Source organism: Parabacteroides sp. KHUB-02 (assembly GCF_056640955.1).
The window spans coordinates 4823267-4849314 of the sequence record NZ_JBWQEV010000001.1; the positions used below are offsets into that span (position 1 = coordinate 4823267).

The following is a 26048-nucleotide window of genomic DNA, read 5'->3' on the forward strand; positions in this document are numbered from 1 at the left end:
CTTTTACGCTACTTCCCAAGTAGCCGATCTTCCACGTCCCGATAGAAGAGATATTGACATGGTTTCTATTGCTTTGAAATTTTCGGGAATAGAAAAGAGTATTTGATTTAAGTATTAGATTATCAGCATATTAATAAAATATGCTGATATGGCATTGAAGTATCTATGGGTCATGATCTTCCCCCTTTACCATTGCGTGATGTCCACACCGTAAGATGGTATGTATTATCTCTTCCCGCTTGTCACAAAGGTCCAGCCAAGGGTTTGGAGAAGGAGTTAGATCGCAGGGTGCGTTTGGGCGAGCCTACGTTCGATTTTTTCGCCCCCTCTTTCGTGGAGATGCATCGCCGTGAGGGGCGTTTGGTGGAGACTCACCGTCCGTTGCTCTACAATTATGTGTTTATCCGCTCTTCTGTGTATGAGATCTTTCGTTTGAAACGAGATTTTCCCTTGTATAATTTCCTGCCTAGCGTGGATGGCCGTGGCTCATATCCTTTTGTCTCCGATCGTGAGATGGAAAACTTGCGTTGGGTGGCCCGTTCTTACTCGGATGAGCTTCCGGTGTATGTGCCGGAAGCGGGTTATTTGCGTAAAGGTGACCGGATACGCATCACGGATGGTCGTTTCAAAGGTGTTGAGGCAAGTGTAGTAATACAGCCCGGTGTTGGCGAGCGGGAAGTAATGGTATGCGTGGACAACTGGATGTGGGTTCCTTTATTGCGTGTTCAGCCGGGCGAGTATGAGGTGATCAGCTTGGCCGAGGAAGGCAAGCATGTATATACCCGTTTGGACAATTCCCGGATACAAAATGGTCTTCATGAGGCGTTGGGCCGTCATTGGGGGGATGGTGGCGTTACGGCTATAGATCGTGAGCTGGCGACTGAGACCTTGCGTGCCTATGGAGAGTTACAGCTGGATTCTGCCGTGATGCGGTGCAAACTCTATTCCCTCTTGTTGCCCGCCTATACGATACTAGGGGACGAGGAGCGGCAAAAGTCGTTGATCGGAACGATCGTCTCGTTCTTACCCTTGATCCGTGCGGAGCAGTCGTTGGCATTATTACTACTTACGCTTTATGGTTGTACGGATAGCAGTATCTATTATTATCGTGCGCACGAGTTGATCGATCCGTGGAGCCGGGAATCCTCCCCGAAGAAGAGTAAATTATCCTTGATCCGTCGGTTAGCCGACTACGACCGCTGGCTAAAACACGTGGGAATTGAAAATTAAAAATTCAAAACATGCCTTCTCTTCCTTCTGGCATTCGCTTAGTTACGTTACTAAACGAGCATCTGAGCGAGATCATGGATCGTGAGCGCACGAACCGTACCTCGATCCATTTATATTGTACGGGTCCTTATTGGGTGGCTTTCGAGCGTTCTGCCTATCAGTTGTGTCTCACCTTCCCGGATAGCGAGATCACGCCGCTGCGCCTGTTCGCCTACCCGTTCCCGATCGTGATGGTGTCCGTGACGGATCGCTCGTTGCGTTCGTACGCCCGTAAACATATTTTGAGGCGGGACGAGACGGATTACGTGGTGCTGACCGTCCCCGAATCCTCCTTGACTGACTACCGAAGATGGCATGCCGGTGAGGTGGAGGGCTTGCCCCAGCTTACATGAACCCCAAATTTTATTCATGATGAACCTTTTTTCTAAACTCTCAACGTGGTATTTCTCAAGGAAAGCGTTGCCGTATTGGAGTATTATCCTGCTGGATTGCTTGGTGATCCTGTTTTCAGGCTTGCTGGTATATGCCTTGAATAACGGGATCTTCGCCACGATGGGCATCTTTTGGCACCTGTCGCTCACGTGGGGTGTTTGCCTAGTGCCTTATCTGGTGGGCTTTAGGCTGTTCCGTACGTATTCGGGCATCATTCGTTACTCTTCCTTCGTGGATTTGCAACGGGTGGGCTTCGCCGTGCTGTTCGGTGTGGTTTGCGTGGTGACCTTCCAAGAGTTTACGGATTTTTCGCCTTACTTGGTGTATATCCGTAAACGAGACCTTGTGCTATCCTCCCTGCTGGCGATGAGCTTGATGTGGGCGATGCGTGTGTTCGTGAAGTATTTCTACGTGACGACCTTTCGCCAGTCGAAGGCGGAGCGTGCCTTTATCTTCGGCGTGAAGCAGGGCGGTATCAGTTTGGCGAAGAGCATCCAGAACCAAGATCCCGCACAGTACGTGTTGGCAGGCTTCGTCTCGGAGGCCGGGAACATGCAGAATCGTATATTGATGGGAGTGCGTGTGTACCCTTTCGATGAGGAGCTGATCGATGCGATGCGCCGGGAGCGGGCGACGATCCTTTTCGTCTCCCCCTTGAAGAGCGACTCCATTCGGGAACAGCCGGATATGGTGGCCCGTTTGGCGGAGGCGGGGATCAAGATCTACGTGACCCCGGCGGCGCAAGAATGGGATGGCAGGAGCGATTTGACGCATACACAACTCCGGAAGGTTGAGATCGAGGATCTGCTTCCCCGGGAAAAGATAGAGATAGACATGGAGGCGGTGGGCCGCTTGCTTCGTGGTCAACGCATCCTGATAACGGGAGCCGCCGGCAGCATCGGTGGCGAGATGGTGCGCCAGATCGCCTCGTTCGCTCCGGATCGCTTGATCTTGGTAGATCAGGCGGAAACTCCCTTGCACGACATCCGCTTGATGATGGCGAGGGATTGGCGGGATATCAACGCCTATACCTTGGTGGCGGACATCGCTAACAAGTCTCGCATGGAGGAGATCTTCTCGGAGCATCGCCCCGCCTATGTATTCCATGCGGCGGCCTATAAGCACGTTCCGATGATGGAGGATAATCCTTGTGAGAGTGTGGGTAACAACGTGGACGGTACCCGTGTGATCGCCGACTTGGCCGTGAAGTATGGCACGAGGAAGTTCGTGATGATCTCCACGGACAAGGCGGTGAATCCTACGAATGTGATGGGTTGCTCGAAGCGCATCTGCGAGATTTACGTGCAGAGCCTCGACAAGGCGATCAAGGAGGGCCATGTGGAAGGCGTGACGCAGTTCGTTACGACCCGCTTCGGCAACGTGCTGGGTTCTAACGGTTCCGTGATCCCATTGTTCCGTGAACAGATTGCCAAGGGCGGTCCCGTGACAGTGACGCATCCGGATATCATCCGTTTCTTCATGCTGATCCCGGAGGCCTGCCGGTTGGTATTGGAGGCGGGTACGATGGGTAACGGTGGGGAGATCTTCGTCTTCGACATGGGCAAGCCCGTGCGTATCATCGACTTGGCGAAACGTATGATTCAGCTTTCGGGCGCCAAGAACGTAGAGGTCCGGTTTACGGGTCTTCGTGCCGGCGAGAAGCTGTACGAGGAGGTACTGAACGACGAGGAGATCACGCTGCCTACCTTCCATCCGAAGATCAAGATCGCCAAGGTACGGGAGTACGATTATGATACGGTTTGCCAAGATATAGATGAACTCGTCGGGCTAGGCCGCTCGAGGGACGATATGGCCATTGTAGGCAAGATGAAGGCGATCGTCCCCGAGTTCAAGAGCCGGCACTCCAAGTACGAGGTCTTGGATAAGGCGCTAGAAAGCGCAAGCACTGATGCCTAAGGCCCCGGCGATGGTGGTGGCTATGGCGATGACTACTTTGATGATTACGCTCCAAACGTTGGTTTTCTTCTTTTCACTCATTTAAATTTGTTTTATAAGGTTGATAATACGAAGTCTGTATCAATGAGCACGCCGAAGCGTGCCCCATTATATCTCATCCGGGCTCTCGGAGTCCGAGGAGCCGTTCTTACCGGAGATATCCACTGTTGTCTTACCGGCCTTCTGGGCCTTGATGACGGCGGCTTGGGCGGCCCGGGTGGGGACGAGGTTGAACTTGAGGCCTTGGAAGATGACTTGAAGTTCCTCGCCGGGGACGAACTGGATGTTCACCCCCTTGATATAGTCGGAGGTGAACAGGTCGGCACTCGGCGCTCCCCCGGAATTGATCTGGAGGCGGAAGGCGCCCAGATCGCCGAAATCCACCTGCTTGCCAGCTTTCAGACCTTCCAGCATGCACTCGGTGGTGGCGATGAGCACGGCCGAAACGTCAGCTTGGTGCACCGTGCATTTACTCGCTATCAGGGTAGATAGCTCTTTTAAGTTGAGCTCGCCGTTGGTTTGCGCCTTGGCGTAGGCTTTCTTGGGTTCCTCTTTTTTCAACGGGTTGCCCATCATGGCAATGGAATAGTTTAATGACATAATCGTAAGATATTTTAAGTGATACATAAAGAACTTGGGGGATGATGAGTTGAGTCCTCACGCTTGATGACTTGGCTTTTCGTGCTCCTTGATTTAAGTCTTCGGTTTGAAAGACTTAAGTCAATTAGGCGACTTTTCTTTATCGATAACCTGACAGCGAAGGTTGCCGGGTACGTAAGAGATATGGATCCATCGGGCGCCGGGCTCTAGAATGAGCTGAGTGAACTCGAGTCCGCACAGCTCGTGCGTCTCTTGTATCAGTCGGAACAAGAGGCGATGATCATCTGGAGAGCCGGCTATCAGGTCGGCGGCGCAACCGAGGAGGTGGTGACTGTGCTTGGCTCCCCCGATAAGGATGTTCAATTCGGGGCAGCGATAGCCGCTACTGATGACGATGGGGCTGCCCCAGACCCGCCGTAGCGGGTCTAGTAGCATTTCCACTAGGATCGTGATCATCCTCCGGGCCACTGGGGTGAGGCTGTTGTCGATCCCGTCTCGCCGGGCCGTGGCGGAGTCTTCAAACTCTTGATAATTAAAGTAGCGCATAGGGGACAAGGTTGATGTTTTTGTTTCTGTAGCAAAGATACGATAGGCGGAAAGCCCGGATATACCATTTGTTTCCACCTATTCGCTCTAGGAGAAGAATTTTAGGGTTCCCCTAAAAAATCATAGAATATCTGTACTTGCTTCGGCGTGATGGAGCGGTCTTTCGAGTGATAACCATGACGGATAAGGGCCTCTTTCAGTCCTTTCACGTCACGGATATATCGGTTCAACTTATGCAAAGCGTTCGAAGGGGTGCCTGTCAGGCAATATTGACGGGCGAGATCTATTTTTTTCATCTGTATTGAATTTTAAAATGACTATAGGAGAGTTTCAAGTTTCAAGGTTTCATGAACCCTCTTTCCTCACACACACGTACGTACATTATAAGGGTTTCAAGTAAATCCCTTTATGCTCGCCATGCAGGAGGGCTCCGGAGTCGCATAGTCGGCGTAGCCATGTCTTGGCGGTGTTCTTGGGGATGTTGGCATGCTCGGCGGCCTCCATCCATTGGACGGTGGTGAACTCGTCCGGCATGGAGCTGAGCAGACTGTCCTTTTCCGAGAGGCCTCGGCTGGTGATCTCGCCGGTAGGCAGGAATGAGAGGATATGGGTGGCGTGGAGGTAGAGCGGCTCCGCCATTGTCAGAAGGGCGGCGAAGTCATCGTCGGTGATATGGAGTTCCCAGCCTCCGATGATCTTGTCCTTTAGGTTGTCGCTGTTGATGCCTTGGGCCGGCAGCAGTAATTCCGGTTGTTCCAAGGCACGAAGCATGGCTACCACCTCCATGAAACGTACGAGGTTGATGGCGAGGCGTACCACGGAACTGTTCATCTCCTGCCCGTTGGATTGCCGGGCACGCAGGAAAAGACGTACGAAGCTGTCGTTGAAAGCGGCTTGTTGCCGCTCGTCGAGGCGCAAGGTAATGGTACCCCGGCACTTGAGCTGATCGATCGTGGCCTTCCACTCGTAGCCCATCCGGTGGAATTCCTTCTCGGCGTCTACCTCGTCGACGGAGAATTGGTCGATCCATTCCCGGATCTGCGATTTGTAGTAGAAGACCTCACGGCTGAAGAGCCCGTTCTCGCCCGAGGGGATAAGCGGCGCTACCTGTCCGGGCGTACCCGAGAGCACCATTGAGAGGAAGGTGGAGTCGCATTCCCGGTATTCGTTATCGGTCCGTCGGTTGAACGAGAGCCCGGCATGGTCGAAAGCGTTACGGAGCGTATCGCTCCAATGCCCGTAATCACCCCCGATAGCGGTGGTGATGGTATCCGCCTCGGTCTCGAAAATGATACCGGTGCCGTCCGAATCGATGATATTTTGCAAGATACCCGTCCCGGTATTGTTGCCGGAGATGATAAACATACTGTTTTTAGGCATCTGGGGCATCTCCATCTTGGCTTTCTCCTTGCCTAAGGCATGATAGGCCGCCAAATCTTGGCGGTACTGTTTCATCGCTAGGTCCACTTGTTGGCGGATCTCCCGGTGGATAGGCTCGATAAACTTACGCAGCCACGCCATGATGCCCTTACCCGATGCGGGCGGAGCGATCACGAAGAGCTGGATACAGGGATAGATCCAATGCATCCCATAGAGGCAACGCACCGTCTTGCCCAAGGTGGCGCCTAGGGCGGTGAGAGCCGTGAGCAAAAGGATATCCCGCTGCTCGGCATTATCGGCGAAACCGAGGATGTCCCGTAGCAACGAGGGCCATGGATAGCCGGGTACCAGCCGTGGCAGGGAGGTGTAAGGCTCGCTGCCGATGTGGAGTGGGGCGTCGTTTGCCTCGGTTTCCCGATCGCTGGTCTCGTGGGCTTGATCTACCGTATCGGCTGTATTATATGTACTCACACGTGTGTGTGAGGAAAAGGGTTTCGTGAAACCTTGAAACTTGAAACCTATTTCCACGCCCGCCAGCTTGGCCAAGTGGAAAGCGGTGCCCAGATGGACATTCTGGTTTCCGGTGCGCAAGGCACTGGAGAAAAGCTTGTTGGCGTGTAGGGCGTTGAACTTGGGCGATGGCTCGCAGAGACTGATGAAGTCGCTACGTCCTGCCTCCCCGCAATCGGTGGCGATGGCGAAAGCCAATTGTACATACTCGGCGTAGGTGGGGGCGATGTCGGCATGGGCCGCCCGTACCGCTTCTACTAGTTTGGAAAGATCGTTGTTCATGGTATGAATATTTTAGCGTTAGAATCGTGAGACAAGAAACAGCAACGGGCGATATCCTTGCCACAGGTATCCACCTCACCCTTGAAGGTGTCGGCATACAGGAGCTGTATGTAACTCATGGCCCATCGAACGGTCTCGTCTCCGGGTATGAAAAGTTTCACTCCGAGTCCTCCGGGGCTGACAAAGGCGAGGCGGGTCCCGAGATAGGGGTCCTCGAAGAGGTGGTTCCGGAGCTGTTCGGCCTCTTCGAGAGAGGCGAGATGGTCGATATCGACCACTACCAACCCCGAGGCGGAGATGAGAGCGTCGCTCTTACGACGGGAAAAAATGCCGTGGGGCGTTACGAACGGCAGTTGTCGCTGTTTGAGTTGGCGGTATTCCGCTATCCGGCCTTCCCGGATGAAGGCGCGTAATTCGTTGGTAACCGTTTCGAGAGATTTATCCTCGGTGATCCATCGGTACACTTCCCGTAGTGTACAGTTCCCGGTAGGAAGCGTGTTGGTGATGGGAGGAAGGAAGTAAGACATTTGTTGGTCCATATCAATAGGATTTCAGATTAATTTTCTAAAGCTATTGCTAATAATTGATTCTGCGTTTCAGCCTATAGGCTGAAATATCGAATGATTGTTTAATGAAAATTAGCATAGTATGAAGGAAAATTTAGATTTGAACCAGATTTTATTTGATGAGTTAGTGGAATTTCCACGTAAGCGGTTAGGAATCTCCATCCGTGAGTTTTGTGCGGAGGCCCACGTAGGCACCGCCACCTACAGCAAAGCGAAAAAAAAAGAGTATCAATCCCCAGAGTCTGACCCGCTTGGTACAAGAACTATGCGTAGAGATGGATGAACCGGAGTTCATGGGGTATGGGGCCGGGGCGCTCAAGGAGGTGTATAGGGCGATGAGGCGTGGAATGGAAAAATAGAGGGTTGAAAATTGATCGTTTAGGGAAATAACGTTATATTTGTCTTGACGAACCAATAAACAGAGACGAAGATGGAAGGGCGGCGATTATATCCGATAGGAATACAGACATTCTCCAAATTGAGAGAGGGGAATTATGTGTATGTAGATAAGACGGAATTGGTCTACCGAATGACACACGGTGCGTCTGGTTATATATTCTTGAGCCGTCCCCGCCGCTTCGGGAAGTCGTTGCTTACTTCTACGCTCCATAGTTATTTCGAGGGGCGAAAGGAATTGTTCGAGGGTTTGGCTATCGAGTGTCTGGAGAAGGAGTGGACAAGCTATCCGGTGCTTCATTTCGACATGAGCACGGCGAAGCATATGGACAAGGATCGGCTTCTGAGTGAGCTGGAGAGGAAATTGTATGGTTACGAGCAGATATACGGACGTGATGAGAGCGCTATTTATACGAACCAACGTCTGGAAAGTCTCATCCAACGTGCCTACGCCCAGACCGGTCAAAAGGTGGTTGTCTTGATCGACGAGTACGACGCTCCCTTGCTGGACGTGGTGCATGAGGAGAAGGAGCTGCCGAAGCTTCGCGACGTGATGCGTAACTTCTATAGTCCGCTGAAAGCCTGCGATCCTTATTTGCGTTTCGTATTCTTGACAGGTATCACGAAGTTCTCTCAATTGAGCATCTTCAGCGAGTTGAACAATATCAAGAATATCAGCATGCTCCCGGAGTACGCCTCGCTCTGTGGCATCACGGAGGAGGAAATGCGTGAGCAGATGGGCGAGGATATCGGTCGTTTGGCCGACAACCTCGGCGTTACTCCGGAGGGTGCCTTGGGTGCCTTGAAATCGAATTATGACGGTTACCATTTCACGTGGCCCTCGCCCGATATATACAATCCGTTCAGCCTGTTGAACGCCTTGACCGACAGTAAACTAAATTCCTATTGGTTCGGTAGCGGTACGCCCACCTATTTGATCGAGATGCTGAACAAGTATCACGTGAAACCCCAGCAAATAGGCGCACGCAAGGTTTTGGCAGAGTCGTTTGACGCACCCACGGAACGGATGGTCGATATTACGCCATTGCTCTATCAGAGTGGTTACATCACGATAAAGGATTATTCCTCGCTCACGAATTTGTACACGCTCGACATCCCAAACAAGGAGGTACGTATGGGATTGATGAAGAGTTTATTGCCCAATTATTTGCATCAATACACAGCGGATGGACTTACTACAGTAGCCCTTCTTTTCGAGGCGATCTCTGGAGAGCGGATGGACGATGCCCTGCGTCTGTTGCAGACCTTCCTGTCCACCATCCCCCAATGTGACAATACGGATTACGAGGGCCATTATCAGTCCTTGCTTTACACGATCTTCAGCCTGCTAGGAATGTATGTGGACGTGGAAGTCCGTACCCCGAAAGGCCGTGTGGATATGGTGATGCGCACACCGACAACACTCTATGTCGTGGAATTGAAGTTAAACAGGACTGCGGATATAGCCCTTGAGCAAATCAATTTGCGCAATTACCCGGAGCGCTTCGCTCTTTGTGGGTTGCCGATCGTAAAGGTTGGGATTAATTTTGATAGTGAGCGGCATACGTTGGGGGATTGGGTTATCGAATAAAGAACCTAAACGAAATTTTTTTACCAAACTCAGTTAGGACACTTCAAAAGTGTCCTAATTAAGAAGTATATCCTAATTTGAACACTTACTTCCTGTCCCTCCCGATATAAAACAAATGACTTAACTGTGAATCCTGTTGTATCTTCCCCGAAAAAAGTCTTCCAGTCTAGTACAAATACTAAGTTTTGGGATAAACAGGCCGGAGTTTGGGAGGAGTAGGTTGATAAATACTTCATCTTTTTTGAAAATTAAAAAGATGAGAAATGTTTGGTGCTAACGAAAAAATAATCAAATGAATAGAGAAATCAAGATAGCCGTAGCCGGAACCGGTTATGTAGGACTAAGTATTGCCACTTTGTTGGCACAACATCATCAGGTAATAGCAGTGGATGTCATTCCAGAAAAGGTAGAGATGCTTAACCGTAAGCAATCTCCCATACAGGATGAATACATAGAAAAATACTTGGCAGAGAAGGAGCTGAATCTTACGGCAACGTTAGATGGAGCCTCCGCATACCGGGAGGCAAACTTCATTGTCATCGCAGCTCCTACGAACTACGATCCGGTGAAGAATTACTTTGATACGCATCATATAGAGGATGTGATAGACTTAGTGCTAAGTGTTAATCCGGAGGCCATAATGGTCATTAAATCGACTATTCCTGTGGGCTATTGTCGGAACCTTTACTTGAAATATGCCAATAGGGGAGTTCAGAAATTGAACTTGCTATTTTCGCCCGAGTTCTTGCGTGAGAGCAAGGCGTTATACGACAACTTATATCCAAGCCGTATCATCGTGGGAACGCCGAAGCTTATAGCTGATAATCAATTCAACGATGAGAACGAGGCGATAAGCAAAATTGCTGATATTCCGGCATTGGAAGAGGCGGCTCGAACATTTGCGGCCTTGTTGCAAGAAGGAGCCATCAAGCAGGATATACCTACCCTGTTCATGGGAATGAAAGAGGCAGAGGCTGTGAAATTATTCGCTAATACTTATCTAGCTTTGCGAGTAAGCTATTTCAACGAGTTGGATACCTATGCGGAGGTGAAGGGATTGGATTCGCAAGCGATCATTCAAGGTGTAGGTTTGGATCCACGAATCGGTACGCACTATAACAACCCCAGTTTTGGATATGGAGGTTATTGCCTGCCTAAAGATACCAAGCAGCTATTGGCTAATTATCAAGATGTACCTCAGAACATGATGAGTGCCATCGTGGAGAGTAACCGAACTCGTAAGGACTTCATTGCAGATCAGGTATTGCGCAAGGCCGGCTATTACGGTTACAGTGACCGGAACAGTTTCCGGCAGGTAGAGGAGAAGGAGTGTGTGATCGGAGTCTATCGCTTGACGATGAAATCGAATAGTGATAATTTCCGTCAATCCTCTATCCAAGGTGTGATGAAGCGTATCAAGGCGAAAGGGGCGGCAATTATCATCTATGAGCCAACTTTGGAAGATGGAATTTCCTTCTTTGGCAGTATGGTCGTGAATGACTTAGCCCGGTTTAAGGAGATGAGCCACGCTATCATAGCTAATCGTTATAACAATTGTTTGGATGATGTAGCGGGGAAGGTTTATACAAGGGATATTTTTTTCAGGGATTAGCCCGTATTTAATAAGATGATGTTTTTTCAAGACAAACTGAGTAGGAATAAAACCGTATTAGCGAATTTTTCGTACCTAAGTATATTGCAGGTATTTACGATTCTATTTCCCTTGTTGACCTATCCTTATTTGTTGCGTGTTATAGGGTTGGAATTGTATGGTGTGATCGTATTTGCTCAAGCTATTATAAACTATGTCTCGTTGGTGATAAACTTCGGATTCAATATGTCTGGGGCGAGGAAAGTGGCGGTTTATAAGGAGGATAAAGTGCTTTTATCTAGAATTGTATCATCTACTTACTTATGTAAATTGATATTATGGCTTATTTGCCTTGTCGTATATTTATTGATTATAAGTTTAGTTCCGTTTTTCAAGGATTATTATTGGGTCTATGTTCTCTCTTTCTTATTGACATTTAATGAGCTTCTTCTACCCATCTGGTTTTTCCAAGGGATCGAGAAGATGAAGTATATCACTATCGTGAACCTGTCTGCCCGCTTGTTGTTCGTGGTGGCTATATTCTTGTTTGTTCGTGAGCGGGAGGATTATTTGATAGTTCCGTTATTGAATGGTTTTGGAGCTATATTGGCCGGCTGTTTGTCTTTATATATTGTGTTGGGAAAGGAGAGAATAAAATTGTCCGTGATACCTATGCGGGAATTGAGATCGGCTTATCAGGAGAGTTTCCCGTTGTTCGTGTCGAGTTTGTCCACACAGATTTACGTGAATGTAAACAAGTTGGTGATCGGGGCCTTCTTGGGGATGTCTGAGGTCTCCATCTATGATATGGCGGATAAGGTATTGCATTTGATGAAGCTCCCCATCTCCATGATGGCGCAAGCTGTTTTCCCGAAGATTTCCCGAGAACGTAATATCCGTTTCGTGAATCAGGTGATGTTCCTGGTGGCGAAAACTGTGTTGCTGGCTTACATTTGTATGTTTTTCGGTAGCGACTGGATCGTATATCTTTTCACCGGGGAATATAGGGAGGAAGCCTCTACCGTCATGCGGTTGCTGGGTGTATCTGCGATCTTTGTTTCTTTCAATGGCTTTTTGGGAGGCAACCGGCTGGTCCCGATGGGGTATTCGTCTGTCTATATGAAGGTGATGGTAGGTAACTGCTTGTTTTTCTTGGCAGGGACAGGTTTGCTTTTACTTACGAGAAATATAAATATGTACACGGTTACGGTGATGGCTGTGATGGTGGAGGGATTTTGTTTCGTGTCGCTGGTTTATAGGAATTGGCGGTTGGGGTTGTTGAGATTGAAAAGATAAGAAAATGGGAGCGGTAGATTTTTGCTTGGAGAAAAAGGGGGGAATAAATAGATTATTGTCAGAGATGAGCTTGGTGCTTCTGTGTGTTATCATGTTTTACTCCATGCATATTTTTGTGTTTTGGGGTAAGACTTATGTGGTTTACCTGGCGATATCTATTTTTGTTTCAATCCGGATGAGATTTGTTACACATAAGATAAGCAAGTCTGATCTTGTTTCCTGTTTTTTCTGTTTAGTGATGTATTCAGTATTGGATCTCTTTCATTTAGAGAATATTACAAGTTTGTTTTCGTATGCTTTGCGACATGTATTTTTAGTTTGTTTTGTACTTTTGTTGAAAGATACGGAAAAGAAACGGTTGGTTTTGCTTTTTACAAGGATTTTTGTGATAATAGTAGGAATTTCTTTAATATCATTTATTTTATATTTGTTAGGTGTAGAGCTTCCTTATGAAACAATAAGATATGATGGCAATACAAATTATTCTGATTTTAAATGTTATCCTTTCTTGTTAATAGAAAATGAACCTGGAACTATAGTACGTTTTCAGTCTGTATTTTTAGAACCAGGACACTTAGGTATGATATCTGCTTTGTTGCTTTATATAAATGGATATAGCTTGAAACAACCAAGAGTATTTGTTTTACTTTTGTCCATTTTTGCGTCTCTGTCATTAGCAGCTTATGTATTGTTGGTTATTGGGGCTATATTATACTACATAATGAATAGCAAAAGAGTTTTGAAACGTGTTGTTTTATCGTTTGCCTATTTATTATTAATAGTTGTTGTCGGAGTTTCTTACTATATTTATGATCCAAATTCAATATTTTCTCGATTAATAGTAGAACGTTTAGATTATAATGAGGATAAAGGGCTCAGGGGTAATAATCGAACGAGTGCCTCATTTGATTCCTATTATGAACAACAGTTTTATAAAGGAGGGGATTGTTTGTTGGGAGTTGGACCAAAGATATTTAGCCAAAGTTCTTGGGGGGATAATCGAGGACAAGGAGGAAATGCCTCTTATAAAGTTTTTATTGTTAAATATGGACTATTCGGTATCTTTGTTTTGCTGCTATTCTTTTCAGTGTATACATATTATCACAAATCGAAATTGTTATTTGGATTACTTTTGCTTTATATCATATCTTTTTGGCAGCGTCCTTATGCGCTTTGGGAAGTAGAACTGTTTTTGTTTATAGGAGCTGCGATTTTTTTAGATGAAAGTGTGTATAAAAATAAAGGATTTGTATGTGTTGATAGGTATTGATAAAGATTATTATTTGTGTAAGACCTATGTTTAGATTGATATAGTATTTGATGAAAATGTTTTTATATATTTCTATAGTGTGCTTTTATTAAGTTAATATTGTTGTTATGAAATTGTTATTTATTTTACATAGTACTATTATGGGAGGAGCTACGATCTCTTGTTTAAAGTTGGTGCATGGGCTAATTGATAATAATATAGTTCCAATTATAGTGTATCCTAATAGAAATGTTGATAAATGTTTCTTGGATATAGTGAATAAATATGGGATAAAAACATATTCTGTTCCAATATATTCTTCAGTTTATATGCAAACTAGAACATTGAAAGGCTTGTTTGTAAATCTGTTTAAATGCGTATTTTTATTGATTGCAAAAAAATACAGTATTTCAAAAATTGAGAAAATAGTTATGTGTGAAAATCCTGATATTATACATACTAATACGGGAGTTATTCATGAGGGATTGAAAGTTGCGAAGAGATTAAAAATACCTCATGTTTGGCATTTGCGTGAGTATCAAGATAAGGATTTTAACTGGGAGGCTTTTCCTTGTTTTTCTGCATATTGCCAAATGTTGAGAAAATCTTATGTGATAACAATTACAAATGATATAAAGGCACATTTTGGTTTATTAGACTTCCCCTATTCAAGAACTATATACAATGGTGTATTTAAAGCATCGGAAGCAAATTTTATATATCCGAAGGAAAAGTACTTTTTATGTGCCAGTAGGGTTAGTCCTGAAAAAGGACATTTGGATATTATTTGGGCATTTGCTTTGTTTTTAAGGAAACATGTAGATTACAAATTACTCATAGCAGGTTTTGGAAATGAATCTTATATCGCTCAGTGTGTTGATTTAGCAAAGAAATTGGGGTGTGAGAAGAATGTTCTGTTTAGTGGATATGTTGAAGATGTAAGACCCTTGATGGACAATGCGACAGCTTTAGTGGTTGCTTCTTATAATGAAGGATTTGGAAGAATGAGCGCAGAGGCTTGCTTTCGAGGATGTTTACTTATTGGTCGTAATACAGGTGGTACGAAAGAAATTATGGATTCTGTTGGTGGTTTCCCTTTTCTTACTACAGACGATTTGTTAAGGCAAATGTTTGCTGTGGCAGCTTTGGAGAAATCAGAGTATCAAAGGATTGCTTTATTTGTCCAAAAGAAGGCAGTACAATTATATTCTGAGGAGGAATATGTGGAAAATGTTCTTTCCTTTTATAAGGAAATCCTGTGTGAGTGAGAATAGAATGGTTGGTTGTAAAATAAATTTTCGTGTTGTATTTTGATTTTATAGGAAATAGGCATGATTGAAAATATTAGAAAAATAGTTGTGTTGTTGTTTGTTTATATAGGACAATTCGTTTCTTATATTTGTATGTATGATCTTGTTTATCGTGTCTTTAATTTTTTTATAAAATGTTTTTATACAGGGATAATGAAGAGATTCTTTAAATCATTTGGATCAGGAAGTCTTATTAATTCTAAATTTCGTTATTTGAAAGGTCTTAAATATATCTCTATTGGTAAGAATACAGTACTAGAAGGTAATATAGAACTTACTGCATACGATTCTTATCGAAATCAAAAAATCTTTCAACCTTCTATTATAATAGGTGATAATTGCCATATTGGAATGAATGCTAAAATTACGGCTATTCATTCTGTTGTGATTGGGAATGGAGTACTTACTGGACGTAATGTGTTGATCACAGATAATGCACATGGTGAGTCTGTTGCAAGTTATATTCCTCCTGGAGATAGATGTCTTGTAAGTAAAGGAAGCACCGTGATTGAGGATAATGTATGGTTAGGTGATAATGTCTCAATTCTTCCTGGAGTGCATGTAGGTAAAGGTTGTATTGTTGGAACAAATTCAGTCGTGACAAAAAATGTACCTCCTTATTGTGTGGTTGGAGGGATACCTGCAAAAGTATTAAAAAATATGAAATAAAAATTAGAAGATAGAGCTGAATACTTGATAAAGTATCTTGAATATAAGATATGTATGTTGTTTTATAAATAATTAGTAATGTTTAATTGTGATGTCTGATAAAGTAAAAGTTATAGCATTCTACTTGCCTCAATTTCATCCGATACCAGAGAATGATAAATGGTGGGGAAAAGGGTTCACGGAGTGGACTAGTGTGGGAAAAGCAAAAAAATACTTTTGGGGTCATTATCAACCTCATGTTCCAGCTGATTTGGGTTATTATGATTTACGGCTTCCACAAGTTCGGGAAGAACAAGCTGTTTTGGCAAGAGAAGCAGGAGTGTCTGCCTTTTGTTATTGGCATTATTGGTTTGGTAATGGTAAACAGCTTTTAGAAGAGCCTTTGAAAGAGGTAATTAGATTGGGAAAGCCTAATTTTCCTTTTTGCTTGGGTTGGGCTAATCACTCTTGGATAAATAAGTCATGGAATAGTGAAAAACAAATGGCTATGTCTAAAGAATTGATAAGGCAAGAATATCCAGGGCCTGAAGATATAGATAATCATTTTTATACGATGTTACCAGCCTTCAAAGATAAAAGATATTTTAAATTGCATGGTAAATTGCTTTTTTTGATTTATTCTCCTATGGATATACCCGATTTTAGCTATTTTAAAGAACGCTGGAATATGCTTGCTAAAGATAATGGACTTTCTGGATTTTATTTTATAGCAAACTCAGAAGATATAACAGATTTGAACAAGGAAGAATTAAAAAAATATGATGCTATATCCTTGTGTAGACTATATGCTCCGTGGAAGATTGAGTATGGAAAGATAAAATTATATTGGATGTACTTTCGTAAAGTAATTTCTCTCATATTAGGTTATTCATTAAATGTTGTTTCTTATAATAAAGCTATAAATTTGATAGATTCTTCTTTTTATGAGAATGAAAAAGTCTATCCTAATATTATTCCCGCATGGGATAATTCTCCACGTCGAGGGCCTGTCGCTTATATTTATAAGGAATCAACACCTTCTTTATTTAAAAAACATGTAAGTATGATATTAAATAGAATTAGAAATAAATCTGATGAGGATAAAGTTGTCTTTCTTAAATCGTGGAACGAATGGGCAGAAGGTAATTATATTGAACCTGATTTGAAGTGGGGTAAAAAATATATTAATGCTTTAAAAGAAGCTATAGATGAATTTTAATTTTAGAGAGGATATTGGTTTGTCAACAGATAACAATTAGAACTTATGGATGAATTTCAAGGATATAGGAATTTTATACTCTCTAATGGTGTCACCGTACGTCAATTGCAGTTAAAGCTTTTGGAAATCTTCTTGTATTTCAAAAAAATATGCGAGGAGAATAATCTTACATACTGGTGTGGTGGTGGGACTATGCTGGGCGCTGTACGTCATAAAGGATTTATACCTTGGGATGACGATTTGGATGTCTTTTTACCAAGAAAAGATTACGAACGATTGTATGAGATTTGGGATCAAGTAGCAGATACCAGCCATTATGTACTTGTCCGTACAGATGAAAAAGTTAATTATCATCATGCAGCAATGAATTTAGTTGATGTACGGACTACTTATGTTAACAGACATTCAGTGAATGAAGATATATATCATGGAATTTATATAGATGTGATTCCTTTTGAAGGATGTCCGAACTCTAAAGTAGAGAGAGCCTTACAAATATATCACTCCATAATGTTTTCTGTGTTTAATGTTCAAAGACTTCCTGATAATCAAGGATCTTTGTTGCGATTGCCTACTAAAATTCTATTATCTCTTGTTAGATCTTCACAAAGCCGTTATAAGATTTGGAAGAAACATCAAGATAAAATGACTCAGTATGATTTTTTTACAGCTAAATACGTGAAAGAAACTGTATCATCATTTAAGGGATTATTCCGATTGTATGATAGAGATATTTTTAATACTGTAGATGCGGTATTTGAAGGGTATATGGTTAAAATTCCAGCAGGATATGATTATTATATGAAGTGTATTTATGGAGACTATATGTCACTTCCTAAAGATATATCAATAGATATGTCTTCAAGATATGAAGTTGTAAAATTTATTGATTTAAATGAGCCTTATACAAAATATAGAGGAATATATTATCTAGTAGATGTAAACGAATGATTATGAATGTTGCTATTATTTTTGCGGGTGGTTCGGGGAAAAGAATGAACACTATATCTCGTCCCAAACAGTTCCTTGAGCTACGAGGAAAACCGGTTATTATTTATACCCTTGAATTATTTGATACTCATCCTGATATAGATGCGATTTGTGTGGTTTGTATTAAAGCTTGGATTCCTTTCTTAGAAAAGCAACTGAGGAAATTTGAGATCACAAAAGTCGTAAGTATTGTGCCAGGAGGTGAAACTGGACAAGATAGTATTTATAATGGTCTTTGTGCTGCCGAGAAATATGCAAAAGAACTAAAAGCGAATGATGTTAATGTTTTGATACATGATGGTGTAAGACCTCTTATAACACAGCAGACTATAACAGATAATATCAACATGGTTAACGATAAGGGTAATTGCATAACTTGTATTCCTGCAACTGAGACTTTTATTGTTACGCAAGATGATGGTTCGTTAGATATTCCTTCTCGGGAGCATTCTAAAATTGCCCGTGCTCCTCAAAGCTTTAGATTGAATGATATATTGCAAGCTCATAAGAAAGTATTAGAAAGGAATAGGCATGATTATATAGATTCTTGTACCTTAATGAGTTCTATGGGCTATAAAATGAATACAATAATGGGGCCTATGGAAAATATTAAAATAACAACACCTACTGATTATTTTATATTTAGGGCTATGGTTGAAGTTCATGAAAATCAACAAATATTTGGGTTCTAGTATGAATGTGGTTCTTCAACAGAATATAAGAGATTTTACACAATCATTTGAGCTATCACATAGATTATCTCATTCAAGATTCTTGATTACTGGATGTACAGGATTAATAGGTTCTATCTTAGCTCATTCTTTACTTGCAATAAAACAGGATATTGATATTATAGCACCAGTACGAAATATTAAGAAAGGTGTGGATCTGTTTGATGAGGCTGAATTAAAGAATATTCATTTTATAGAGTGTGATCTAAGTCAGTTTGATTATAGTGAAATTGGTACAATTGACTATATAGTTCATTGCGCAGCCCCAACATCTAGCCAATTTTTTGTAGAGCATCCGGTAGAAACTTTTGATATTATTTATCAAGCAACTCGTAATCTTTTGGAATTTTCTAGAAAGTCGGAAGTTAAGAGTTTCGTATATTTATCTTCTTTAGAAGTGTATGGGACTATTACGGATGATTCTATACTTGTAACTGAAGATATTCAAGGCTATTTAGAACCAATGGCTGTACGTAGTAGTTACCCTATGGCAAAAAGAGCTACGGAAAATCTTTGCTGTTTGTATGCTTCGGAATATGGCGTAAATGTAAAAGTAGCAAGATTAACTCAAACAACAGGAGCTGGAGTGTCTAATGATGATAATCGTGTAATAGTTCAATTCTGTAGATTGGCTGTTCAAGATAAAGATATTATTTTGCATTCTTCAGGAAATGCAGCTAGGCCATATTGTTATACTATGGACGCAATAAGTGCCATTCTGTATATTCTTCTTAATGGAAATAACGGTCAAGCTTATAATGTTGCAAATGAAGATAGTTATATTTCTGCAAAAGATTTGGCATTATATATACAAAAAAAAATCAATCCAAATATTAAAGTTAAGTTGGAGATTAACAATGCGATGGGATATGCTCCAGAAACTAAACTGAGGTTGTCTAGTAATAAATTATGTGCTCTTGGTTGGAAGCCAAAATACTCTATTTGTCAGATTTTAGATAATCTAAAAAAATCGATTTTATTAGAAGATTAGGGGTTTAATCTGTAGATTCTTTACATATGTAACCAAGGAAATTTCAAAATATTTAATTGTACCATACTTATGAAATATTTAATAGTAGCAGCACATCCTGATGATGAAGTTTTAGGTGCAGGTGGGGCCATTTACAAATGGACTAGAGAGGGACATATAGTGGATGTATGTCTAATGTGTACAGAAGCTAGAGCGAGGGCTTTCCGTCCAGAGGATAAGGAATTAAACAATAACTTGAATGCGTCTTCCAAATTTCTTGGAATAAACAAAATATATGAAGGATTATTCCCTAATATAGAGATGAATACGGTGCCGCATTTGAAATTGGTGCAGTTTATTGAAAGTGCTATCAAAGAGAGTCTGCCAGATATTGTCATTACTCATCATCCCGCTGATACAAACAATGATCATTTGCAGACTTCTATGGCTTGTCAGGAAGCTATCCGTTTGTTCCAACGTAGGCCCGAGGTGAAACGAGTGAATGAATTTTGGTATATGGAGGTGCCAAGTTGCACGGAATGGGCTATTAATAACGCTATGAATCTGTTCCGTCCTAATTGTTACGTGGAAGTTGGTAAAGAAGGAGTGAATGCCAAGATTACGGCATTGGGAATGTACAGAGGTGTGATGCGCCCTTATCCGCATCCTCGTAGTGTCGAATATATTACAGGTCTTGCCACTGTTAGGGGTAGCCAGTGGGGAACGAATTATGCGGAAGCTTTTGAATGTACTTTGAGGAGAATTTAGTGTTAATACCATTATTTATGTATAAGAACTTTTTTAAGCCACTGATTGGAATATTACTTTCGTTTTTTGGATTGATGGTTTGTTGTATCCCTATGATTATTATTGCTATTACAATTAAATTAGACAGCAAAGGCCCCATTATGTTTCGCCAAGTAAGACTTGGTAAAGGACAAAGACCTTTTAGGATTTATAAGTTTCGTACTATGTGTGATGGTGCTTTTGAGAAAGGTGGAGTTGTAACTAGTGCGGATGATACTCGTATTACAAAAGTTGGTGCTGTATTGAGAAGAACAAGTTTGGATGAGCTTCCTCAGATGTTTAACATTTTACTTGGTCAGATGGCTATTATCGGCCCGAGACCGATTTTAGATTTTGAGTTCAATCCATATAAGAACAATGCTAGATTCTGCAAACGTTATGATGTTACGCCTGGCATGTTTTGTACTGTTGATGTCTATGACAGAGCGGCAGAGCGTGATGTTCAAATGGTGCTTGATGCTGATTATGCGGAGCAACAGAGCTTTTGGTTGGACTTCAAGACCTTCTTCGGAGTTATTAAGGTTGTAGTTACAGGAGAAGGTGTTTATAAAAATGAAAGTAAATATAGAAATAAATAATTGTAATAATGAATAATAGCTATAATGGACATTTGGTTATTGTGTTTGCGTTGGAGCATTACAATCCTTTGAATATGATCCGTGCTTTTGGCGAACAAGGAATTAATCCTGTATATATTTCTGTAAAACGTAGATATGAGGTGGCTACGAAAAGTAAATACATCTCGAAGCTTCACTGTGTAGATTCGGTTGAAGATGGTTTTCTACTATTGATAAATCAATATGGAAGACTATCTGAAGAAACAGGAAAAAAACCTTATATCCTGTTTTCAGATGATAAATCTGTAGGCTATTTTGATTTGCACTTTGAGGAGTGGAAAGATAAGTTTATCACTTACAATGCAGGACGTAACGGACGTATTAATGAATTCATGGATAAGTATGAAATTCAACAGTGTGCAAAACGACACGGATTTAATGTACTTGATTCGTATGTTATTAAAAAGGGAGATCCTGTACCAGATGGGCTTTGGTATCCTATTATAACTAAAGATATTTCTCCTAATTTGGGTAGTTGGAAATCTGATGTATTTATTTGTCAGAATAAACAGGAACTTGTGGAGGCTTTAGAAAAGATAACATGTCCACTCATTATGTTGCAACATTTTGTCGATAAGCAAAATGAAATGGCACTTGAGGGGTATACTATCAATAATGGTAAGGAAATGCAGATTATTACACAGATGAAGTGGAAATATCTGATTCAAGGATATTATAGTCCGTTTCATGATGTCTGTATGTTTACTGATAAAGATATGGAAATCAGGCTGCAAGCCATGTTTGAAGAGATTGGCTTTGAAGGAGTATTTGAAGTGGAATTCTTGATTGATAAGGATGGAACCTATTATTTCATGGAAACAAACTTCCGCGCATCGGCATGGAATCCTACTTGTAAATTTGCAGGAATGCCATTACCTTATCTTTGGGTGAAAGGTATGATGAACGGATATATTGATCCGAATGATCGTAAAGAGTTCGAGCCTTTTACTTCCATGAGTGAAATTATCGATTATAGTAAGCGTGTAGAAGGTGGTTTATGTTCTATAGCTGAATGGTTGCGTGATTTTAAAGATGCAAAGTGTGTGTATATATATGACAAGGAGGATAGAGGACCATGGGATGCTGTTATAAGAGATTGGGAGAGTTTCAAATGATATAAGAGTAATGAAAAGAGTGCTGATAACAGGAGCCGGTAGCTATATTGGGACAAATATAGAAAACTGGTTAAACCGATTCCCCTCAAAATACCAAGTTGCTTCTATTGGAACAATAAATAATGAATGGAAGAAAACAGATTTCTCTTCTTTTGATGTAGTGATAGATGTCGCTGGTATTGCTCATATAAAAATTACGGAAGACTTAAGGGATTTGTTCTATTCGATTAATCGGGATATGACGATTGATATATGCCAAACAGCAAGAGAGTCAGGAGTGAAGCAATTCATTTTCTTGTCGTCAATGAACGTTTATGGAGATGATTGTGGTATTGTCACAGATAAGAATAATGAGAATCCTTCTAGCTTTTACGGAGATAGTAAACTGCAGGCGGATAAAGTTATTCAATCCATGAATGACGATTCGTTTGCGGTATGCAGTGTTCGTCCACCAGCGATATATGGTAAAGGTTGCAAAGGGAATTATCCTTTACTAGTGAAATACGGGCAAAAGTTGCCTGTGTTTCCTGATTATCCGCAGAGAAAGAGCTTGATTTTTATTGATAATCTATGTGAATTTATCAGACTGTTGATTGATAATAATTCTAAGGGGATTTTTTGTCCGCAGAATATAGAGTACGCTTCCACTTCTGTTATGGTAAATGCTATAGCGAAATATAGTGGTCATAAAATATGGTTGACTACATTATTAAATCCTTTCGTATGGCTAGGTATAAAACTGATTCGTTTTGTACAACGTGCTTTTGATGATGATGCTTATGATTTGTCATTAAGTAATGATTTTGATGGGAAATATAATGTGGTTTCTTTTGAGGAATCTATAAAAAGATCTGTATAGTTTTATATTCGAGGCTAAGGATGGAATATATAGAGGGGGGGATTCGTTTACTAGAAGAGACGTATTATAGCTTTTGCTCTGTAGGGTGCCGAAGACTAAGAATAATGTTATCGGGAGAGTTGGTATAAGAACCGGCTCTCCCGTTTTTTATTTCTATTGAATGCTTGCGCTTAAAAGGCGATCGCCACCTCCACACCGATCTGGAAGGGCTTACCTAGTTGGATAAACGGATTCCCGAATGACTCGAAATAAAATGCAGAGTAATGGGTGTTCGTTATATTACGGCTCCATAGGTTTACGTTGACGATACCTTTGCGTACGCCTACCTTTGCGTTCACCGTTCCGTAGAATTTCTGGTAGATGTCGTTTCGCTCGGTCCAGAAGATCTTTCCGACACCGCTGAATTGGGCGGAGGCGGAGAATTGGTCTATCCATGCGTTACGGAACAGGCGGGTGTATTGCAGTCCTACGTTGAAGGTATGACGTGGGGTATATGGGATGAAGTTGTTCTTGAAATCCTCTTTCCCATTGTTGTAATCCCGGAACGTAGCATGGGTGAAACCGTAATTAACGTCGGCGGTTAGCCCATCGATGATGCGGGCACGCAAGGAGGCCTCTATACCGTAGCTTTTGGCTTTCCCGGCGTTGGTGAGGATACGGCCGTTGCCGCTGTTCACGAATTTGGTCAACTGCACGTCTTGAATGTCCATATAGAAACCTGTTAATTCTGCGCTTAGGCGTTGGAATAGCAACTCGCTACGGATACCGATCTCGTAGTTCCAGCTTTTCTCCGGTTTGTAGGCGGCTACTTCCTCGATGGGGGTAGGTTCTTTGACCTCGATCGGCATCATGTCCTTGAAAGCGCTCATCATATCGTATTGCATCTGGCTTTGCATCACGTCTGCCGACATTTGTACGTTGTAGCCCCCGGTCTTATAACCTTTCGCTACTGATACATAGGTGAACGTGTTTGACGAGCATTCGTACTTTAAAGAGACTTTCGGAAGTACTTGCCAGAAATCTTGGGAGACACTGGCGTCCATCACGGTGGTTGGGATCGGGAAAAGTTTCTCGATGTCGATAACCGGTCCGTTTTCTACGAAGCCGAAACCCATTCTCATCTTAGCCTCAGAATTGTAATCCATCTTTTGCTTCTCGTAATCCAAGCGGATACCGGCGGTAATTGACAGACCTTCCGTGAACAAGTTGTTATAAGTGGATTGGTGATACAATGCAAGGCCGTAAGAAGGGGTGTCGAAAGAACCCGGAATATAAAGATGATCGTCCAGTATTTTTAGATAGGGCATCTTAGGGTGATCTTTCTTCAATTGATCGAATACGGGCTGGAGGACGGTCTTAATCCCATCTTCCTTGAAATCGACCGGGCCGTCCGTATGTAGATCATCGTAGAAACCGTAGAGTCCGAAGGACCATTGGTAATTATTTCTCGTGTTGCTCTTGATCGCCAATTCCTCGCTGAAAGCGTTTTGTTTTTGCTTTTGGTTGAGGGTGAAGATCGAGAGAGGGGAGAAGTCTTGATCCATCTTCATGTCATCCTTGAAATATTGATGACCGGTGGTGCTGCTCAGTATCACGTGCTCATTTCGGTATTCGAGGGACAGGTTATTGGCGATAACAGTCCGTTTATAAGAGCTGGGATCGTTGATATTGATAGGATTTACATACTTGTGATCGGTATTTCCGGTTCCGATGAACATGCCATATGGAAACGCTCCTTGATCCGTATAATCTACGGAAAGGGAGTAGGAGGCACGGAAGTTCGGATTGAAGCGACCTTCTAACTTGAATCGGCCGCCTACATTGTCTTCCTTATCGATCTTTTTCCCATCGTAGGCATTGGTGTAGAAACCGTCGCTATGGTCATAGTAAGCGGCGGCGGTGAATCCGATGGTCTCGCTCAACTTAGCATAATGGGAGGCCTTGACTTTATATTGCCCGTAGCTTCCGGCCGATAGGGAGAGTTTCTTTCCTTGGTAATCGAACGGGGAGATGGTATAGATATTTACGATGCCCCCCATGGCGTTACGACCATACAAGGTTCCTTGCGGCCCTCGTAATACCTCGATGCGTTGGATATCGGTCAGCTCGAAATCGAAGGTGCTTTTATCCAGATAAGGCACGTTGTCTACATATAAACCCACGGATTGTCCGCTACTTCTGGCTCCGATACCGCGGATATAGATGGCCGAGGTTAGTTTTGCCCCATAATCCGGCATGTATAGGTTAGGGACGAAAGAACTTATATCCTTTAATGCGTCGATCTGCCTGCCGGAGATCATTTGTGGGGAAAGGATCGATACGGAACCGGGTAACGTGCGGAGATTATTTGTCCCCTTCGTGGATGAGGTCACGATTACCTCACCCATGTTATAGGTTTTTATCGTGTCGTTCTCGTTAGCCTTGATGTCCTCGGCGTATACATTTTGCAGCCCCAACGCACCTAGGGCGATGATACCTAAGTAGTGTCTCTTCATCGAATTTCTTTTGTTAGTATATTTTTTCAATCGCGAAGAAACGGTAAAGAAACAGGATGGTCAATCACTAGATGTAGTGATTTTGAAAGCTGGTTTGTTGGCTTCGCTATAGTTCGATATCGTCGCCGGAGATGATCCCGTTCATGATGGCGTAGAAGGTGAGGCCGGATACGGTCTTGATGCCCAGCTTGGCGGTGATGTTCTTACGATGGGTGAGGACGGTGTTCAAGCTGATGTTCAGCTTATCGGCGATCTCTTTATTCGTGATGCCTTTTACGATCAGTTGAAGTACGTCTACCTCACGGCTGGATAGGTCCTTGTTGTTTTCGGTTGTGGTGTTGCTGGAGCTGTCGCTCGTAAATAATTGTTGCAATTGCTCGATAATGGTCTCTTGGGAGGAACGTAACGTGATACGGTTCGTAGACGAGAGTGCCCCGTGTTCTTCGGTGCTGTCGATGAGGAGGGCGGTCTTGTTTCTTCTCGGGAGGAAGAAATCCGCGTTGAGCACAAGGGTATCTGAATCGGTGAAATAGTAATCGTAGGTGTCGCTTCCTGTGGAGGAAAGCATCTCGAAATTTGGAAAATAGCAAACCTCTACCGGGGGGAAGTAGTCGGTCAGCAAGCTTTGCAGCCCAATACTTCTTAGGGTATCAGACAGTATG

The 26048-nt window shown here is 42.8% G+C and carries 26 protein-coding genes; 18 read left to right on the forward strand and 8 right to left on the reverse strand.

Annotated features, from left to right (window positions below):
• The first annotated feature begins 165 nt into the window (after positions 1 to 165).
• The 3 genes from nusG to ACYIA1_RS20355 are packed head-to-tail and all read left to right on the forward strand — an operon-like array spanning position 166 to position 3579.
• Complete coding sequence (nusG, locus tag ACYIA1_RS20345) at positions 166 to 1230, forward strand: transcription termination/antitermination protein NusG (protein ID WP_009017042.1); 1065 nt, start codon at positions 166 to 168, stop codon at positions 1228 to 1230.
• 11 nt (positions 1231 to 1241) lie between these two features.
• Complete coding sequence (locus ACYIA1_RS20350) at positions 1242 to 1622, forward strand: hypothetical protein (protein WP_009017043.1); 381 nt, start codon at positions 1242 to 1244, stop codon at positions 1620 to 1622.
• A 16-nt stretch (positions 1623 to 1638) separates the two neighbouring features.
• Positions 1639 to 3579 (forward strand): polysaccharide biosynthesis protein, encoded by a 1941-nt coding sequence (locus tag ACYIA1_RS20355; protein ID WP_121773128.1) that lies wholly within the window; start codon positions 1639 to 1641, stop codon positions 3577 to 3579.
• On the opposite strand, the gene ACYIA1_RS20360 is transcribed toward ACYIA1_RS20355, so the two are convergent.
• The 6 genes from ACYIA1_RS20360 to ACYIA1_RS20385 all read right to left on the reverse strand — a co-directional run bounded on the left by ACYIA1_RS20360 (position 3553) and on the right by ACYIA1_RS20385 (position 7475).
• Positions 3553 to 3660 carry a smalltalk protein gene (locus ACYIA1_RS20360; protein WP_022193190.1) on the reverse strand — a complete coding sequence of 36 codons (108 nt, stop codon included), beginning with the start codon at positions 3658 to 3660 and terminating at the stop codon, positions 3553 to 3555. The genes ACYIA1_RS20355 and ACYIA1_RS20360 overlap by 27 nt on opposite strands.
• 66 nt (positions 3661 to 3726) lie before the next feature.
• A complete protein-coding gene (locus ACYIA1_RS20365) occupies positions 3727 to 4218 on the reverse strand; it encodes an HU family DNA-binding protein (protein ID WP_005858742.1) in 492 nt (163 codons plus the stop codon).
• Positions 4219 to 4338: 120 nt separating this feature from the next.
• Positions 4339 to 4764, reverse strand: a complete 426-nt coding sequence (locus ACYIA1_RS20370) for a D-Ala-D-Ala carboxypeptidase family metallohydrolase (protein ID WP_480336303.1) — start codon at positions 4762 to 4764, stop codon at positions 4339 to 4341.
• 101 nt (positions 4765 to 4865) lie between these two features.
• A complete protein-coding gene (locus tag ACYIA1_RS20375; RefSeq protein ID WP_005868558.1) occupies positions 4866 to 5060 on the reverse strand; it encodes a DUF4248 domain-containing protein in 195 nt (64 codons plus the stop codon).
• Positions 5061 to 5145: 85 nt separating this feature from the next.
• Entirely contained in the window at positions 5146 to 6936 is a 1791-nt protein-coding gene (locus ACYIA1_RS20380) for a DUF3987 domain-containing protein (protein ID WP_122246334.1), read from the reverse strand.
• Positions 6933 to 7475, reverse strand: a complete 543-nt coding sequence (locus tag ACYIA1_RS20385) for a BT4734/BF3469 family protein (RefSeq protein ID WP_008779381.1) — start codon at positions 7473 to 7475, stop codon at positions 6933 to 6935. The genes ACYIA1_RS20380 and ACYIA1_RS20385 overlap by 4 nt, the downstream gene beginning before the upstream one ends.
• A 109-nt stretch (positions 7476 to 7584) precedes the next feature.
• Here ACYIA1_RS20385 and ACYIA1_RS20390 point away from each other — a divergent pair, with 109 nt between their 5' ends.
• The 15 genes from ACYIA1_RS20390 (at position 7585) to ACYIA1_RS20460 (ending at position 22891) form a co-directional block, all read left to right on the forward strand.
• Positions 7585 to 7785 (forward strand): hypothetical protein, encoded by a 201-nt coding sequence (locus tag ACYIA1_RS20390; RefSeq protein WP_005868570.1) that lies wholly within the window; start codon positions 7585 to 7587, stop codon positions 7783 to 7785.
• Positions 7786 to 7932: 147 nt separating this feature from the next.
• On the forward strand, positions 7933 to 9489 hold the full coding sequence (locus ACYIA1_RS20395; RefSeq protein ID WP_443899444.1) for an ATP-binding protein: 1557 nt from the start codon (positions 7933 to 7935) through the stop codon (positions 9487 to 9489).
• A gap of 292 nt (positions 9490 to 9781) precedes the next feature.
• Entirely contained in the window at positions 9782 to 11101 is a 1320-nt protein-coding gene (locus tag ACYIA1_RS20400) for a nucleotide sugar dehydrogenase (protein WP_036616969.1), read from the forward strand.
• An 18-nt stretch (positions 11102 to 11119) separates the two neighbouring features.
• Positions 11120 to 12376 (forward strand): flippase, encoded by a 1257-nt coding sequence (locus ACYIA1_RS20405; RefSeq protein ID WP_480336329.1) that lies wholly within the window; start codon positions 11120 to 11122, stop codon positions 12374 to 12376.
• 4 nt (positions 12377 to 12380) lie between these two features.
• A complete protein-coding gene (locus ACYIA1_RS20410; RefSeq protein ID WP_036616952.1) occupies positions 12381 to 13646 on the forward strand; it encodes an O-antigen ligase family protein in 1266 nt (421 codons plus the stop codon).
• Between the two features lie 107 nt (positions 13647 to 13753).
• Entirely contained in the window at positions 13754 to 14893 is a 1140-nt protein-coding gene (locus tag ACYIA1_RS20415; protein ID WP_036651329.1) for a glycosyltransferase family 4 protein, read from the forward strand.
• A 63-nt stretch (positions 14894 to 14956) separates the two neighbouring features.
• Positions 14957 to 15604 carry an acyltransferase gene (locus tag ACYIA1_RS20420; protein WP_051635756.1) on the forward strand — a complete coding sequence of 216 codons (648 nt, stop codon included), beginning with the start codon at positions 14957 to 14959 and terminating at the stop codon, positions 15602 to 15604.
• 91 nt (positions 15605 to 15695) lie between these two features.
• Entirely contained in the window at positions 15696 to 16802 is a 1107-nt protein-coding gene (locus tag ACYIA1_RS20425; protein WP_036651326.1) for a glycosyltransferase WbsX family protein, read from the forward strand.
• A gap of 45 nt (positions 16803 to 16847) precedes the next feature.
• Complete coding sequence (locus ACYIA1_RS20430; protein WP_130882588.1) at positions 16848 to 17753, forward strand: LicD family protein; 906 nt, start codon at positions 16848 to 16850, stop codon at positions 17751 to 17753.
• A 2-nt stretch (positions 17754 to 17755) separates the two neighbouring features.
• On the forward strand, positions 17756 to 18484 hold the full coding sequence (locus ACYIA1_RS20435; protein ID WP_036616126.1) for an IspD/TarI family cytidylyltransferase: 729 nt from the start codon (positions 17756 to 17758) through the stop codon (positions 18482 to 18484).
• Positions 18456 to 19514 carry an NAD-dependent epimerase/dehydratase family protein gene (locus ACYIA1_RS20440; RefSeq protein WP_232044560.1) on the forward strand — a complete coding sequence of 353 codons (1059 nt, stop codon included), beginning with the start codon at positions 18456 to 18458 and terminating at the stop codon, positions 19512 to 19514. Before ACYIA1_RS20435 ends, ACYIA1_RS20440 begins: the two co-directional genes overlap by 29 nt.
• A gap of 69 nt (positions 19515 to 19583) precedes the next feature.
• Entirely contained in the window at positions 19584 to 20261 is a 678-nt protein-coding gene (locus tag ACYIA1_RS20445; protein ID WP_130882589.1) for a PIG-L deacetylase family protein, read from the forward strand.
• 17 nt (positions 20262 to 20278) lie between these two features.
• Positions 20279 to 20878, forward strand: coding sequence for a sugar transferase (locus ACYIA1_RS20450; protein WP_036616143.1), 600 nt, complete (start codon positions 20279 to 20281; stop codon positions 20876 to 20878).
• Between the two features lie 8 nt (positions 20879 to 20886).
• On the forward strand, positions 20887 to 22032 hold the full coding sequence (locus tag ACYIA1_RS20455; protein ID WP_121773138.1) for a biotin carboxylase: 1146 nt from the start codon (positions 20887 to 20889) through the stop codon (positions 22030 to 22032).
• 10 nt (positions 22033 to 22042) lie between these two features.
• On the forward strand, positions 22043 to 22891 hold the full coding sequence (locus tag ACYIA1_RS20460) for an NAD-dependent epimerase/dehydratase family protein (protein WP_012056202.1): 849 nt from the start codon (positions 22043 to 22045) through the stop codon (positions 22889 to 22891).
• Between the two features lie 170 nt (positions 22892 to 23061).
• Here the strand turns inward: ACYIA1_RS20460 and ACYIA1_RS20465 are convergent, their stop codons facing one another.
• Both ACYIA1_RS20465 and ACYIA1_RS20470 read right to left on the reverse strand, forming a co-directional pair.
• Positions 23062 to 25386, reverse strand: a complete 2325-nt coding sequence (locus ACYIA1_RS20465; RefSeq protein ID WP_480336304.1) for a TonB-dependent receptor — start codon at positions 25384 to 25386, stop codon at positions 23062 to 23064.
• Between the two features lie 106 nt (positions 25387 to 25492).
• Positions 25493 to 26047 carry a response regulator transcription factor gene (locus tag ACYIA1_RS20470; RefSeq protein WP_480336305.1) on the reverse strand — a complete coding sequence of 185 codons (555 nt, stop codon included), beginning with the start codon at positions 26045 to 26047 and terminating at the stop codon, positions 25493 to 25495.
• Position 26048: the final 1 nt, after the last annotated feature.